The following is a 14,554-nucleotide window of genomic DNA, read 5'->3' as shown; positions in this document are numbered from 1 at the left end:
GCCCGAAAGCAGATTTCACGTGAGATAGAAACCGAGCGGGCCGCTGTTTCACGTGAAACATAAGAAATGGAACAAGCGCTAGTTCTACAATAAAGAACTAGCGCTACTTTCCGATGCAAAATTTCTGGAAAATGGCCCCGAGGACGTCCTCGACGTCCACCCGGCCCAGCAGCCGGCCCAGTGCATAGGCAGCGGCACGCAGCTCTTCGGCCGCGAGCTCTTCGCCCTCTTCTACATGCTCCAGACTCCGGCGCAAGCTGTCTGACGCCTGGCGCAACAGGTCGCGCTGGCGGGCCCGGGTCACCAAAGCACCCTCGGTGGTCCCGAAGAAGTTGGCGGCGAACGCCACGAGCGCATCGACCAACTCAGGAATCCCATCGCCCCGGCTTGCCGAGATCCCGAACTCGCCTGCCGACTCGGCTCCCCCGGCCCCGCCAAGGTCGATCTTGTTGCGCACGATCCAGACCGCGCTGCCCGGCCGATCGCTTCCATCCCCGGACGCCCACGACGATGGTCTTGCATCCGGATTGACGGCGCGCCCGCCCTCCACCAGCCACAGCACGAGGTCGGCGTCCTCGGCCCGCGCGCGTGCGCGACGCACGCCCTCCTGCTCGACGGGATCGTCGGTCTCGCGAATGCCGGCGGTGTCGATGATTGTGACGGGATAGCCGTCGAGATCGAGCTGCACCTCGATCACGTCGCGCGTGGTCCCGGCATGCGGCGAGACGATCGCGACCTCGCGCCGCGCCAGCTGATTCATCAACGTCGACTTGCCGACATTCGGCTCGCCGGCAATCGCAACCACGAGGCCGTCGCGTAGGCGTTCAGAATGTCCCTGTGCCGCAAGCACTTCTGCGATTTCGCCGTGAAGAGCCTTGATCGCTTTCACCGCCGGCGCCCTCAGCTCCGCCGGCACATCGCCTTCATCGGAAAAATCGATGCCGGCTTCGATCAGCGCGGATGCCTCGATGATGCGCTCGCGCCAGTCGCGCGCGCGGTCGCCGAGCAGGCCCTGCAGCTGGCGCAGCGCCTGGCGACGCTGGCGGTCGGTGTCGGCGTGAATGAGGTCGTCGAGGCCCTCGGCCTCGGTCAGGTCGAGCTTGCCGTTCTCGAAAGCGCGCCGGGTGAACTCGCCGGGCTCGGCCGCCCGTGTATTCGGAATATAAGAAATAGCGGCGAGGAGCGCCGCCAGCACCGCCCGGCCGCCATGGACGTGAAATTCGGCGATGTCCTCGCCGGTCGCACTGGCCGGCCCTGGAAACCAGAGCACGACCGCGTCGTCGATCGGCTGGCCCGCGCCGTCCCGGAGCAGCCGACGGCTCGCCTGTCGCGGCGCCGGCAGCCGGCCCGCGAGCGTCGTCAGCGCCCGGCCAGCTTGCGAGCCGGAGACGCGTACCACGGCAATCGCGCTCGGCGCCCGGCCGGATGACAGCGCAAAAATGGTCTGGTCTCGCGGATGCATGGCCTATTTGTCCGGCTCCCGGCGAAAAGGCAAACATCCGTTTTTAGCCGCCAAGCGGCGGGATTTTTGCTGCACCAGATTCCGCAGCAAATTCATATTGCACTGCAATACCGCCGCAGCATTTTTGCTGCAGGAACACCCCTCGCACGGCGGATGAGCCGACCGGAATTCAAGTATTATTTTGATATATCAACAGATTAAATGTTCATCCAAGATCAGGTCGCCGGCTGCCCTTCATGCAGCACTTTGCCGCAACAAAGCTGCACAACAAAAAGGGCGCCCGAAGGCGCCCTTGAATGCTTTGCTGCACTGCACTCAGGTGTTCATGGAGTCGAAGAACTCCGAATTGCTCTTGGTCGAGCGCAGCTTGTCGAGCAGGAAGTCGATCGCGTCCATCGTGCCCATCGGATTGAGGATGCGGCGGAGCACGTACATCTTCTTGAGCACCTGCGGATCGGTGATGAGCTCCTCCTTGCGGGTGCCGGAGCGCGAGATATCGATCGCCGGGAAGGTGCGCTTGTCCGAGACCTTGCGGTCCAGGATCAGCTCCGAGTTACCGGTGCCCTTGAACTCTTCAAAGATGACTTCGTCCATGCGGCTGCCGGTATCGACCAGCGCGGTTGCAATGATGGTCAGCGAGCCGCCCTCCTCGATGTTGCGGGCGGCACCGAAGAAGCGCTTCGGGCGCTGCAGCGCGTTGGCGTCGACACCGCCGGTCAGCACCTTGCCGGATGACGGCACCACGGTGTTGTAGGCGCGGCCGAGGCGCGTGATCGAATCGAGCAGGATCACGACGTCGCGGCCATGCTCGACCAGGCGCTTGGCTTTTTCGATCACCATCTCGGCGACCTGGACGTGGCGCACCGCCGGCTCGTCGAAGGTCGAGGACACGACCTCGCCCTTCACCGAGCGCTGCATGTCCGTGACTTCTTCCGGGCGCTCGTCGATCAGCAGCACGATCAGATAGCAATCCGGGTGATTTGCGGTGATCGAGTGCGCGATGTTCTGCATCAGCACGGTTTTACCGGTGCGCGGCGGCGCCACGATCAGCGCGCGCTGACCCTTGCCGATCGGGGCTACGATGTCGATCACGCGTGCAGAAAGGTCTTTCCGCGTCGGATCGTCGATCTCCATGCGGAAACGCTGGTTCGGAAACAGCGGCGTCAGGTTGTCGAAATTGACCTTGTGCTTGGCCTTTTCCGGGTCCTCGAAATTGAGCGTGTTGACCTTGAGCAGCGCAAAGTAGCGCTCGCCCTCTTTCGGGCTGCGGATGTGGCCTTCGATGGTGTCACCGGTACGCAGGCCGAAACGGCGGATCTGCGAGGGCGAAACGTAGATGTCGTCCGGGCCCGGCAGATAATTGGCGTCGGGCGAACGTAGGAAGCCGAAACCGTCGGAGAGCACCTCGACGACGCCTTCGCCGACGATATCCGTCTCGGCGATCGCAAGCTGCTTGAGGATGGCGAACAGCAGCTCCTGCTTGCGCATGGTGCTGGCATTCTCGACCCCATGCTCTTCCGCGAACGAGACGAGCTCGGCCGGTGTCTTCGACTTGAGGTCCTGGAGTTTAATTTCCCGCATTGGGGTGGTCCTGTGGGGTAACCTTGGAAGGGGTGCGAGGAGGCTCTGAAATGCGGACGTGAGAAGATAAGGTCCGCAGGTCTGGCAAGGAGAGTGCCGGTGAGGCTTCAAACCTGATGCGGTGTCCGGCCTCTGGAAAGCTCAGACACAACCACATCCGCCTGCGTTGGGTGGGATATCGATAATATAGAAAATCACTCCCTTCTCCGCAAGCCGAAGCGCTGAGCGAATCCGCGCGAGGGCTGCCTAGAACGGCTTCACGATCACCATGATGACGATGAGAATCATCAGGACGGTCGGCACCTCATTGATAATTCGATAGAATTTCTGGCTTCGCGGACGCCTGTCGGCGGCGAAATCCTTCAGCCAGCGCGAAAAAAAGCCGTGGACCGCCGACAGCGCCAGGACCAATGCCAGTTTTACGTGCAGCCAGCCGAACGTGAACCAGTGGCCGGACCAGGCGAGAAAGAGCCCGGCGAGCCAGGTGACGATCATGGCCGGGTTGATGATCGCCTTGAACAGCCGGCGCTCCATGATCTTGAACGTCTCTGACTGCTTCGAGCCGATCTCGGCGTCGCAATGATAGACGAACAGCCGCGGCAGATAGAGCATGCCCGCCATCCAGGAGATGACGGCGATCACGTGCAGCGCCTTGATCCAGAGATAGACGTCTTCGAACATTTTCGCGGTCCGGATTGATGCCCAGCGAAAGGAGCTGGGGATAGTAAGAACTCGTTAAGGTCTCACCTGCACACATATCCGTCCGTAGCGCCTTCCTCAAATCTAGAATCTTAGATTCTTAAAGGTTTGAGTCTGAGTGACCGTGGATTGGACTCACACAATTCCGTCCGCCACTTCACCCGCGCTTGTTCACATTCATCAACATATCCTGCGCAGGTCCGGCCTGTTCCGATAAGTCATCCGCGCTCAAAGGCTTGCGCTGGCCGATCGGCAGCTTATCAAGAGGCTTATTCGCGCAATCCCGTTTCCCGCATCGAGAGGTGCGGGACTTGTTCTGACGGGCAGCGGTGTGAAGAAAATTGGCACTTGTCCCGTCCCTGGTGTCGCACATCCCTTTCCGAGGGGTTAAGCTCCACAGAAATCCACAAACCACCGCGCCCTCATCCAAAGAGTTTTTGTGCCGACCTCGAACAATTATTTCCATCTGCATCTGGTCTCCGACTCCACCGGCGAGACGCTGATCACCGTCGCGCGCGCGGTCGCCGCGCAGTACGCCAATGTGACGCCGGTCGAGCATGTCTATCCGCTGGTGCGGAGCCAGAAGCAGCTCGACCGGGTGCTCGACGAGATCGAGGAAGCACCGGGGATCGTGCTGTTCACGCTGCTCGAGAAGGATCTGGTCGCCAGGCTCGAGGACAAGTGCAAGCAGATCAATGTTCCCAGCCTCTCGATCATCGGGCCGGTGATGCAGCTGTTCGAGGCTTATCTGGGAGCAGCGACCACGGGACGCGTCGGCGCCCAGCACGTGCTCAACGCGGAATATTTCAAGCGTATCGACGCGTTGAACTACACGATGATCCATGACGATGGTCAGCATGTCGAAGGTCTCGACGAGGCCGACGTGGTTCTGGTCGGTGTGTCCCGCACCTCGAAGACGCCGACATCGATCTATCTTGCCAATCGCGGCATCCGCACGGCGAACGTGCCGCTGGTGCCCGGCATTCCCGTTCCGGCGCAGCTGGAGACGCTGACGCGTCCGCTGGTGGTGAGCCTGCATGCGACGCCGGAGCGCCTGATCCAGATCCGCCAGAACCGCCTGCTCTCCATGGGCGCCGAATCCGGCAGCGGCAGCGATACCTATACCGACAGACAGTCGGTCACCGAGGAAGTCGCGTTCGCCCGCAAGCTGAGCGCCAAGCACGATTGGCCGCTGCTCGACGTCACGCGGCGTTCGATCGAGGAAACCGCCGCGGCGATCATGAAGCTTTACAGCGATCGCCAGCGCAACCGGCCCTCGGAATAGTTGTCGCGATGGGTCTGTGGCGCGGCACATCTCCGTTGATCCTGGCTTCGCAAAGCAGCGCGCGAAAAATGCTGCTGGCCAATGCCGGGCTCGAATTCGAGGCCGTCACGGCTGACATCGACGAGCGCGGCATCCAGGCGAGCTCCAATCTCAGCAATCCGCGCGAGATCGCGCTGCTCCTGGCCCGCGAAAAAGCCAAGGCAGTCTCTGCCGATCGTCCCGGAAGCTATGTGATCGGCGCCGACCAGACGCTGGCTCTCGGCAGCCGTCTCTTCAACAAGCCGGCCGGCCGCCCGCAGGCGCTGGCGCAGCTGCGCGATCTCGCCGGTAAGACGCACGAGCTGAATTCCGCCGTGGCCGTGGCCCGGGACGGCAAGATCGTTTTCGAGGATGTCTCGGTGGCGCGCATGACCATGCGGCAGATGAGCGAGGCCGAACTCTCGGCCTATCTCGACGCCGCCGGCGATGCCGTGACCAGAAGCGTCGGCGCCTATCAGCTCGAGGGTCTCGGCATCCATCTGTTCGAGCGCATCGAGGGCGACCATTTCACCATTCTCGGCCTGCCGCTGCTGCCGCTGCTTGCGTTCCTGCGGAGCGAACAGCTAATTGCGGTGTGAATGACGGAGATGGCAGGGCGCTGATGCGGATCCTGGGACTGACCGGCTCGATCGGGATGGGCAAATCCACCACCGCGAAATTGTTCGCGGAGGCCGGCGTGCCCGTCTATGACGCCGACGCCGCCGTGCATCAGCTCTACGAGGGCGAAGCGGCGCCGGCGATCGAGGCCGCCTTCCCCGGCACCACCGTCAACGGCAAGGTCGATCGTCCCAAACTGTCTGCGCGCGTGGTGCACGATCCCGCCGCGATCAAGCAGCTCGAGCAGATCGTCCATCCGATGCTCGGTGCCTCCCGGAAGAAGTTCTTTGCCGACGCCGAGGCCGCCAAGGCGCCGGTCGTGGTGCTGGACATCCCGCTGCTGTTCGAGACCGGCGGCGAGAAGCGGGTCGACGCGGTGGTCGTGGTATCGACCTCGCCGGAACTCCAGCGCGAGCGGGTGCTGGCGCGCGGCACGATGGACGCGGCCAAGCTCGATGCCATCATCGCCAAGCAGACGCCCGATGCCGAGAAGCGCAAGCGGGCCGATTTCGTGGTGGATACCTCACACGGACTTGAGCCGGTGCGCGCCCAAATCAAGCACATCCTGGCCGAGGTCGTTAAGATGCCGCAGCGGCGAACCTGATTCGCCGACTTACAAGACTTCTTGCACGGCCTCCCGATCATGCGCGAAATCGTCCTCGACACCGAAACCACCGGCCTCGATCCGCTCCGTGGCGATCGCCTGGTCGAAATCGGCTGCGTCGAAATTTTCAACCGCATGCCGACGGGACAGACGTATCACGTCTATATCAACCCCGAACGGGACATGCCGGCGGAAGCCTTTGCCGTGCACGGGCTGTCGGCCGAATTCCTCTCGACGAAGCCGCTGTTCCACGAGGTCGTCGATGCGTTTCTGGAGTTCATCGGCGATGCGCCGCTGGTGATCCACAACGCCTCGTTCGACATCAGCTTCATCAATGCCGAGCTCGACAAGATCAAGCGCGCGGCGATCCCGCGCGAGCGGCTGGTCGATACGCTGCTGCTGGCGCGCCGCAAGCATCCCGGCGTGTCGAACCGGCTCGACGATCTCTGCTCGCGCTATGCGATCGACAATTCACACCGCACCAAGCACGGCGCGCTGCTCGACGCAGAACTGCTCGCAGAAGTCTATGTCGATCTGGTGGGAGCGCGGCAGTCGCAGCTGCTGCTGGCTTCGGAGGGCGAAGAGATTCGCGTCAGTTCCGCCGGCGATACGCCGCGGCGGCAGCGGTCAGTACCGCTCGCGCCGCGGGTTTCAGATGCCGAGCGGGAGGCCCATCGGGCCTTCATCGCAACGATGGGCGAAAAGGCGATCTGGAACGAGTATCTCGCCGCTCCAGTCGCCCTTCCGGCTGGTTAAGCCTGTAGCTTAGGCCTGGCCGGTCTGGCCACCCTGGGCGGCCATTTGCCGTTCCATGTTCTGGCGATAGAGACCGACGAAATCGACCGGGTCCAGCATCAGCGGCGGGAACCCGCCGTCGCGCACCGCGGTTGCGATGATCTCACGGGCGAACGGGAACAGCAGGCGCGGGCATTCGATCATGACCAGCGGGTGCAGGTTCTCCTTCGGCACGTTGACGATCCGGAACACGCCAGCATAGGCGAGCTCGAACGAGAACATCACCTTGCCCGCGGTCTCGGCCTTGCCTTCGACCGTCAGCGTCACCTCGAACTCCTGCTCGCTGAGGTTATTGGCGCCGACATTGATCTGGATGTTGATCTGGGGCGGCTGGCCCTGCTGCTGGAGCGAGCTCGGCGCGTTCGGATTTTCGAACGACAGGTCCTTGGTGTATTGCGCCAGTACGTTAAGCTGGGGTGCCTGGGCCGCCTCGGGAGGGGTGCCGTTACCGTTGGTCATCGAAGTGTCTCCTTACCCGTTACCCGATTTGGGCTGAATTTCGCGGCGGTTGGCTAACATAGGGCCACCTCGTTCCACAAGGACGAACGGTCCCGGGTGGGGAATCCAGACCGTGCCCGCAACTGTGACGTTCAGGGCGGCCTTTCGCCGAAATCGCGCCTTAAATGATTGAAGATACGCGATTTCCGGGCAGGATCGGGTTTCCCCTTAAGCATAAAACGCGCTACACTTACTGCTGTGCCAAAAGGCGCCATTGGCCAGGCAAGATTTCGTGCCTACATCCCAGGGACCAGACGCGCGGACCTAAAATGGTGATGTAAACTTGCCGTTTCCGTATGGAACGGTCTACTGGCCGGATTGATTTTCCCGGCGACGACCCCGAAGCGAAGACCCAGAGCAAAGACCAGAAAGCGAATACGACGTGGACATCTACACCATCATCTTCCTGGCGTTGGCGGTCTTCATCTTTCTGAGGCTGCGCAGCGTGCTGGGACAGCGCACGGGCAACGAGCGGCCTCCGTTCGATCACACGGCCGCCCGCAATGCGCTGGGGGGTGCCCAGGACAAGAACGTCGTGACCATGCCGGGCAAGGTGATCGACCAGGCTCCGCTGGCGCCGACGGCCGAGCCGGCCGCGCCCAGCGACCGCTGGAAGGGTCTGGCTGAACCGGGCACCGCACTGGCCCAGGGTCTCGATGCCATCGTCGAGAGGGATTCCACCTTCGATCCGCGCCACTTCATCTCGGGCGCCCGCGGCGCCTATGAGATGATCGTGCTGGCCTTTGCCAATGGCGATCGCCGCGCGCTGCGCGACCTGCTGTCGTCGGATGTCTATGAAAGCTTCGACGCCGCGATCAAGGAGCGCGAGAAGAACGAGCAGAAGACCGAGACGCGCTTCGTCTCGATCGACAAGGCCGAGCTGGTCGGCGCCGAGCTGCGCGACCGCACTGCCCAACTCACGATCCGCTTCGTCTCGCAGATGATCTCGGCCACCCGCGACAGGGCCGGCAACATCGTCGACGGCAGCGCCGACACGGTTGCCGACATCACCGATATCTGGACTTTCGCCCGCGACACCACCTCTCGCGATCCGAACTGGAAGCTGGTTGGCACCGGAAGCGCGAATTAAGCTCTTTCTCAAGAACAGCGCGACGGCGTTCTGCGCGGGTGTCGTCGTGCTGTCGGCGTTTTCGCTCGGCGCCGAGGCGGCTCGGCGCCACTATCGCAGCCACCATCACCGTCCCCCGCAATTGGCCGCTACCCCGCCGCGGGCCTTGCCCTATCCGCAGCTGCCCCTGCCATTCGAGATCTCAGGCGCGCAATATTTGCCGCTGGCCTGGACCGACGTGAAAGGCTGGAGCGACGACGATCATCTCGCCGCCTACAAGACATTTCGCGCCAGCTGCAAGTCGGTCAATGCTCAGAACGGCGCTTCCGAGCCAAAGGCGCTGGGGGCATCGCTTAGCGAGCCCTGCCGGGTCGCCAAATCGCTCGAGCTCAGCGACGACGCCAAGGCGAAGACATTCTTCGAGGAGAATTTCGCGCCGCTGCGCATCTCCCGCTTAGGGGAGCCCGACGGTTTCGTCACCGGCTATTACGAGCCGGTACTCGAGGGATCGCGCACGCAGACCGACGTCTACAATGTCCCGGTCTATCGCCGGCCCTCGAACCTGTTCGTGCGCGGCTACAAGCAGGACTCGGTCAGCCTGCCCAACAAGGGCCCGGTCTACCGCAAGATCGGCCGCCGCAAGCTGGTGCCCTATTACGACCGCGGCGAGATCGAGGACGGCAAGATCGCCGGCCGCGGGCTGGAGGTCGCCTGGCTGAAAGACCCGACCGATCTGTTGTTCGCGCAGATCCAGGGCTCGGCGCGGATCAAGTTCGAGGACGGCACGACGCTCCGGCTCAATTACGACGCCTATAACGGCTATCCCTACACGGCGGTGGGACGCATCCTGATCGAGCGCGGCATCATTCCGAAAGAGGAGATGTCGATGCAGAAGATCAGGGAGTGGATGACGCAGAATCCTGATGGCGCCAAGGAGCTGCGCCGCCAGAACCGCGCCTACATCTTCTTCCGCGAGGTCAACCTCTCCGACAAGGACGAGGCGGTGGGTGCGCAAGGCATTCCGCTGACGGCGGGACGCTCGATCGCGGTCGACAAATCGCTGCATGTCTATGGCACGCCGTTCTTCATCGAGGGCGAGCTGCCGATCGAGTCCGAACGTACCAAGACCTCGTTCCATCGACTGATGATCGCGCAGGACACCGGCTCGGCCATCATCGGCCCCGCGCGTGCCGATCTCTATTTCGGCGCCGGGCAGGAGGCCGGCCGCGTCTCCGGCCGGCTGCGCCATCCCATGCACTTTGTCATGTTGGTCCCGAAGGACCTCGATCCCTCGGTGAGGGGCGCACGGCTGCCGGTACCGGATCCGCGTCCCTCGGAGAAAATCGCAAAGCTGTTTCCGCAAACCGATCCGGCCAAGACGGGCACAGCTGCTGCCGCCGCGACGCCTGGCAAGAGCGAAACGGTTGCCATCGCCGGTCCTGTGCCGCTACCGGTGCCGCGTCCCGCGATCGAGCCTGCCTCCGAGCCGCGGCGACCCGTGAAGAATCGTCCCCATCGGCAGCAATGAAGCGATCGTCCCGTCCGCCCGTGCTGGAGCCCCGCCCCTCGCCGCGCCGCCGCGCGCTGAGCGAGGAGGAGCGCGAGCTGTGGGATACGGTCGCAAGGCAGGTCAAGCCGCTCAGGAAGCATCGCGCGGCCAAGGCACATGCTGCGCCGCCCGCCGGGCCTTCGCCCGTGGTCCAGGTGGCCCGGCCTTCGCCATCGGCAAGGCCGGTTGCCGCTGCGCCGGCGCCCCGTGTCGCGAAACCGTCGGTCCCGCCGTTGGCGCCGCTCGGCAAGCGCGAGCGCGCAAAACTGTCGCGCGGCCGCAGCGAGATCGAGGCGCGGCTCGACCTGCACGGCATGACCCAGATGCGCGCCCATCGCGCGCTCACCGGCTTCCTGCACCGGGCCCATCATGACGGCCTGACCTTCGTGCTCGTCATCACCGGCAAGGGCCGCAGCGGCGGCGAAAGCGGCGTGCTGCGCCGCCAGGTGCCGGAATGGCTGAGCCTGCCCGAATTCCGCGCCTTCGTTGTCGGCTTCGAGACGGCGCATATCGGCCATGGCGGCGAGGGCGCGCTGTATGTGCGGATCAGGCGGGCGAGGGGTTAGAACGGCCGGACGATGCCGACGCGCGGGATCAAGGTGATGATCAGGCCGAAGATGTTGGTCTTCTGATCCTCCTCCGGGATCAGCGCAGCTTCCTGCTTTGCCGGCAGCATCTTCACCGCATGCAGGATCAGGAACATGCAGACGGCCCAGTTCGAGATCCAGCGCGAATAGTCGAACACCATCGCGAACATCACGAGATAGCCGAGGCTGACGCCGATCAGCGCCGCGACGACGAACCGCTTGTGCAGATCGCTGTCGAGCGCGCCGATCAGGTTGGCAAAGAAGCGCCACAGCGGCGTGTGCAGCCAGATCAGCAGCGCGAACACGGGCACGCCGAGGATGTTGTGCGGCAGGCGGCCCCAGGTGTCCGAGATCTCCTTCGCCAGCGGCTGATACCAGATGTAGGCAAATTGCAGCAGGTCCGTGCGGGACGGATCGGCCATCCGGGTCTTCAGATACGCGACGAAGTCCGCCTCCGGGATCGGCATCGTTCCCAGGAATTGCGCGGCGAAGAACAGCGCAGAGACGACGGCGAGGGCGATCACGCCGAATGCGACGTTAGTGCGATTGTTGCTGTAAGCGAGATAATGCCTGATCACCACGATGGTGATGATCGTCGGCACGTACATCAAGAGATGAATGTGGTGGATCAGCACCAGCACGATGGAGAACAGCGCGGCCACAGCCACGAACAGCAACGAGCGGGCCGGCATCAGCAGGAGGACGATCGCCAGCGCGCAGCCATAGATGTCGAAATGGCCGAGCGTGTGCATGAAATTCTTCAGGAAGAACGGCGAGCCCGCGGTGAAGACGAACAACGGCAGCGTCTTCGCGGTGAAGCCGAACGTCCTCTGGAACAGTTTTGCATAGAGCCCGAACGTCACCAGCCAGGTCACGCCGCCGAGCGCGAACACCAGCCAGACCGGCACCTTCGCGGTGAACAGCGCGACGATCGCCCCGATCAGCGCGCGCTTGATGAAGCCGAAATGGTAGTCGACGAGGAGATGGATATAGGGGACGTAAGGCGGCAGCTGGATCTTGTGGATGAACACGCCGGCGATGAATGCGGCGTTGATCGCGAGCAGGAGCCGCCAGGGGTTTTGGCGGAGATTAGCGAGCACGTGGCACCCGGCGCGCGTCAACTGTCGGCGTCGTCCCCGGCCTAGTGCGCAATTGCGCACGGGGGGCCGGGACCCATAGCCACGAATGTTCGTTTTGAGCCAACGCTGGAGCCGCTATCTTTTCCAACAATAACCGTTGGTGGTTATGGGTCCCGGCCCCCGTGCGCAATTGCGCACTAGGCCGGGACGACGCCGGAATGAATAGCGCGGACCCGAAGAATTACAAAATGAACCGGCTCAGATCGGCGTTCTTGGCGAGGTCGCCGACGTGCTTCTGCACGTAGTCGGCATCGACCTTGATGGTCTCGCCGTTGCGGTCGGGGGCGGTGAAGGAGATCTCGTCCAGCACCCGCTCCATCACGGTCTGCAGCCGCCGCGCGCCGATGTTCTCGACGGTGGAATTGACGGCCACCGCGACGTCGGCCAGCGCGTCGATGGCGTTGTCGGTGATGTCGAGCGTCACGCCCTCTGTCTGCAGCAGGGCGACATATTGCTTGATCAGCGAGGCCTCGGGCTCGGTCAGGATGCGCCGCATGTCGTCGCGGGTCAGCGCCTGCAACTCGACGCGGATCGGCAGGCGGCCCTGCAATTCCGGCAAGAGGTCGGATGGCTTTGCGACATGGAAGGCGCCGGACGCAATGAACAGGATGTGGTCGGTCTTGACCGCGCCATGCTTGGTCGAGACCGTGGTGCCTTCGATCAGCGGCAGGAGATCGCGCTGCACGCCCTCGCGCGAGACGTCGCCGCCGACGCGGCCCTCGCGGGCGCAGATCTTGTCGATCTCGTCGAGGAACACGATGCCGTTGTTCTCGACCGCGCTGATCGCCTCCAGCGTGAGCTGCTCGGTGTCCAGCAGCTTGTCGGATTCCTCGTTGACGAGGATCTCGTGCGAGCCTTCCACCGTCAGCCGCCGCGTCTTGCTGCGACCGCCGAGCTTGCCGAAGATGTCGCCGATCGAGATCGCGCCCATCTGCGCGCCCGGCATGCCCGGGATCTCGAACATCGGCATGCCGCCGCCGGACGATTGCGTCTCGATCTCGATTTCCTTGTCGTTGAGCTCGCCGGCGCGCAGCTTCTTGCGGAAGGATTCCCGCGTCGCCGCGCTCGAATTGGCGCCGACCAGCGCATCGAGCACGCGCTCCTCGGCGGCGAGCTGGGCGCGCGCCTGCACGTCCTTGCGCTTCCTCTCACGCACCTGGGCGATCGCGACCTCGACGAGATCGCGCACGATCTGCTCGACGTCGCGGCCGACATAGCCGACCTCGGTGAACTTCGTCGCTTCCACCTTCAGGAACGGCGCATTCGCCAGCTTGGCGAGCCTCCGCGCGATCTCGGTCTTGCCGACACCGGTGGGGCCGATCATCAAAATGTTCTTCGGCAGCACCTCTTCGCGCAAGGAGCCTTCCAGCTGCTGCCGCCGCCAGCGGTTGCGCAGCGCGATCGAGACGGCGCGCTTGGCGTCGCCTTGGCCGACGATGAAACGGTCGAGTTCGGAAACGATTTCGCGGGGGGAGAAGTCTGTCATGTCTGTTTAGCTAGGGCGGGAGGCGGCCGAGGACAAGCCGCAATTTAGGTCAGATGATGGGCGGGCCCGATTGCCATTGTTTTACGGCCTCGATCGGATGAATCAGCATCAGGATATTCAGCGTCAGATTGTCGCGAATGTGAAGCGCCAGCATGATCTCGAAGGCAAGGCCGAGCAGGATGGTCGCAGATACCGGCAGCACGCGCGCGACCAGGAACCCGAGCATCATGGCCAGATTGTCCGAGACCGAATTGATGATGCTGTCGCCGTAATAGTCCAGCGAGATCGTGCCAGCGCGGTAGCGCTCGATGATGAAGGGCGAGTTCTCGACGATCTCCCACGCGCCCTCGATCAGCATGGCGATGATCAGCCGGGCCGGCCAGGACAAACTTCGAAAAGACAAGGTCAGGAATGGCAGTCGTGCGAACAGCAGCCAGGTCAGGCCGTAGAACAGGAAGCCGTGCAGCACGTGCGAGAAACTGTACCAGTCAGCGATGTGCTGGGAATTCTCCGAGCTGTTCACCACGCCATGCCACAGCTTGACGTAGCCGCAGGTGCAGATCGGCACGCGTCCCATTGCAAACAGGATCGCCGCTTGCAGCGCCAGCAACAACAGCGCGAGGCCGGCCCAGGCGAGCGGTGGAAATGCGACCTTGCTCTCCTGCGCATGGGCCAGCGTCATGCTTCGCGCACCATCAACAGCGCCGGCCCGTCCGGCGTCTCGACCATGCGGTCGCGGACGAAGCCGGCCTTCTCGTATGCGCGTATGGCGCGCGCGTTGAGCGGATCCGGATCGGTGACGACGCGCGGCAGGCCGTGCCGCAACTGCTCGTCGACGAACGCGCGGATGAACGCCGAGCCGTGGCCGCGCGCGATCATGTCACTGTCGCCGATGAACTGGTCGATGCCACGCGTGCCCTCCGGTTGCGGCCCGAAGCCCGTATTCCAGGCGGTCAGGCGGTAGCACTGAAGATAGCCGAAGGGCCTGTCGCCGGCCAAGACGATGAACTGCTCCATCGCGGGCTCATTGAGATCGCCGCTCACCAGCGCGAGCTGCTCGTCCGGATCGCCCCACCATTCCCGCACATGGGCTTCACCCAGCCACCGCCGGATCAGCGGCAGGTCGGCCGCGGTCATCGGGCGGAAGGCATAGGCGGGCGCCAT

15 protein-coding genes are annotated in these 14,554 nt (G+C 63.5%); 7 read left to right on the top strand and 8 right to left on the bottom strand.

Going from position 1 to position 14,554, the window contains the following annotated elements; all coding sequences use genetic code 11:
- Positions 1–103 precede the first annotated feature (103 nt).
- The 3 genes from mnmE to hemJ all read right to left on the bottom strand — a co-directional run bounded on the left by mnmE (position 104) and on the right by hemJ (position 3,724).
- Positions 104–1,462, bottom strand: a complete 1,359-nt coding sequence (gene mnmE, locus GGD63_RS36280) for a tRNA uridine-5-carboxymethylaminomethyl(34) synthesis GTPase MnmE (RefSeq protein WP_183249546.1) — start codon at positions 1,460–1,462, stop codon at positions 104–106.
- A gap of 315 nt (positions 1,463–1,777) precedes the next feature.
- Positions 1,778–3,043, bottom strand: coding sequence for a transcription termination factor Rho (gene rho, locus GGD63_RS36275; protein WP_183249544.1), 1,266 nt, complete (start codon positions 3,041–3,043; stop codon positions 1,778–1,780).
- A 246-nt stretch (positions 3,044–3,289) separates the two neighbouring features.
- Positions 3,290–3,724, bottom strand: a complete 435-nt coding sequence (gene hemJ, locus GGD63_RS36270; protein WP_183249542.1) for a protoporphyrinogen oxidase HemJ — start codon at positions 3,722–3,724, stop codon at positions 3,290–3,292.
- Between the two features lie 457 nt (positions 3,725–4,181).
- Between hemJ and GGD63_RS36265 the strand changes: the two genes are divergently transcribed.
- Genes GGD63_RS36265 through dnaQ form a run of 4 tightly spaced genes read left to right on the top strand, consistent with a single transcriptional unit; the run spans position 4,182 to position 7,023 of the window.
- Positions 4,182–5,027 (top strand): pyruvate, water dikinase regulatory protein, encoded by an 846-nt coding sequence (locus GGD63_RS36265; RefSeq protein ID WP_183249540.1) that lies wholly within the window; start codon positions 4,182–4,184, stop codon positions 5,025–5,027.
- Positions 5,028–5,035: 8 nt separating this feature from the next.
- On the top strand, positions 5,036–5,644 hold the full coding sequence (locus GGD63_RS36260; RefSeq protein WP_183249538.1) for a Maf family nucleotide pyrophosphatase: 609 nt from the start codon (positions 5,036–5,038) through the stop codon (positions 5,642–5,644).
- 23 nt (positions 5,645–5,667) lie between these two features.
- Positions 5,668–6,267, top strand: coding sequence for a dephospho-CoA kinase (coaE, locus tag GGD63_RS36255; protein WP_183249536.1), 600 nt, complete (start codon positions 5,668–5,670; stop codon positions 6,265–6,267).
- Between the two features lie 39 nt (positions 6,268–6,306).
- A complete protein-coding gene (gene dnaQ, locus GGD63_RS36250; protein ID WP_183249534.1) occupies positions 6,307–7,023 on the top strand; it encodes a DNA polymerase III subunit epsilon in 717 nt (238 codons plus the stop codon).
- Between the two features lie 9 nt (positions 7,024–7,032).
- On the opposite strand, the gene secB is transcribed toward dnaQ, so the two are convergent.
- A complete protein-coding gene (secB, locus tag GGD63_RS36245; RefSeq protein WP_018646030.1) occupies positions 7,033–7,521 on the bottom strand; it encodes a protein-export chaperone SecB in 489 nt (162 codons plus the stop codon).
- A gap of 421 nt (positions 7,522–7,942) precedes the next feature.
- On the opposite strand from secB, the gene GGD63_RS36240 reads away from it, so the two are divergent.
- Genes GGD63_RS36240 through GGD63_RS36230 form a run of 3 tightly spaced genes read left to right on the top strand, consistent with a single transcriptional unit; the run spans position 7,943 to position 10,744 of the window.
- Positions 7,943–8,650, top strand: a complete 708-nt coding sequence (locus GGD63_RS36240; RefSeq protein ID WP_183249532.1) for a Tim44/TimA family putative adaptor protein — start codon at positions 7,943–7,945, stop codon at positions 8,648–8,650.
- Positions 8,628–10,157, top strand: a complete 1,530-nt coding sequence (locus GGD63_RS36235) for a murein transglycosylase A (RefSeq protein WP_183249530.1) — start codon at positions 8,628–8,630, stop codon at positions 10,155–10,157. The genes GGD63_RS36240 and GGD63_RS36235 overlap by 23 nt, the downstream gene beginning before the upstream one ends.
- Positions 10,154–10,744, top strand: coding sequence for a Smr/MutS family protein (locus tag GGD63_RS36230; RefSeq protein ID WP_183249528.1), 591 nt, complete (start codon positions 10,154–10,156; stop codon positions 10,742–10,744). The genes GGD63_RS36235 and GGD63_RS36230 overlap by 4 nt, the downstream gene beginning before the upstream one ends.
- On the opposite strand, the gene GGD63_RS36225 is transcribed toward GGD63_RS36230, so the two are convergent.
- From GGD63_RS36225 to GGD63_RS36210, 4 genes are all read right to left on the bottom strand, one after another.
- Positions 10,741–11,865 carry a hypothetical protein gene (locus GGD63_RS36225; RefSeq protein ID WP_183249525.1) on the bottom strand — a complete coding sequence of 375 codons (1,125 nt, stop codon included), beginning with the start codon at positions 11,863–11,865 and terminating at the stop codon, positions 10,741–10,743. The genes GGD63_RS36230 and GGD63_RS36225 overlap by 4 nt on opposite strands.
- Before the next feature lie 220 nt (positions 11,866–12,085).
- Positions 12,086–13,390: an ATP-dependent protease ATPase subunit HslU gene (gene hslU, locus GGD63_RS36220; protein WP_183249524.1), complete on the bottom strand. Its 1,305-nt coding sequence runs from the start codon at positions 13,388–13,390 to the stop codon at positions 12,086–12,088.
- A gap of 49 nt (positions 13,391–13,439) precedes the next feature.
- The gene (locus GGD63_RS36215) at positions 13,440–14,072 is read right to left on the bottom strand and encodes a DUF2585 domain-containing protein (protein ID WP_183249522.1); all 633 of its coding nucleotides are present in this window, start codon (positions 14,070–14,072) and stop codon (positions 13,440–13,442) included.
- A complete protein-coding gene (locus tag GGD63_RS36210; protein ID WP_183249520.1) occupies positions 14,069–14,554 on the bottom strand; it encodes a GNAT family N-acetyltransferase in 486 nt (161 codons plus the stop codon). The genes GGD63_RS36215 and GGD63_RS36210 overlap by 4 nt, the downstream gene beginning before the upstream one ends.

Origin of the sequence: Bradyrhizobium sp. cir1 (assembly GCF_014198245.1) — a bacterium.
Taxonomy (GTDB): domain Bacteria; phylum Pseudomonadota; class Alphaproteobacteria; order Rhizobiales; family Xanthobacteraceae; genus Bradyrhizobium.
Note: the sequence above shows the minus strand (reverse complement) of the source record. Positions and strands in the feature narration are given on the sequence as shown.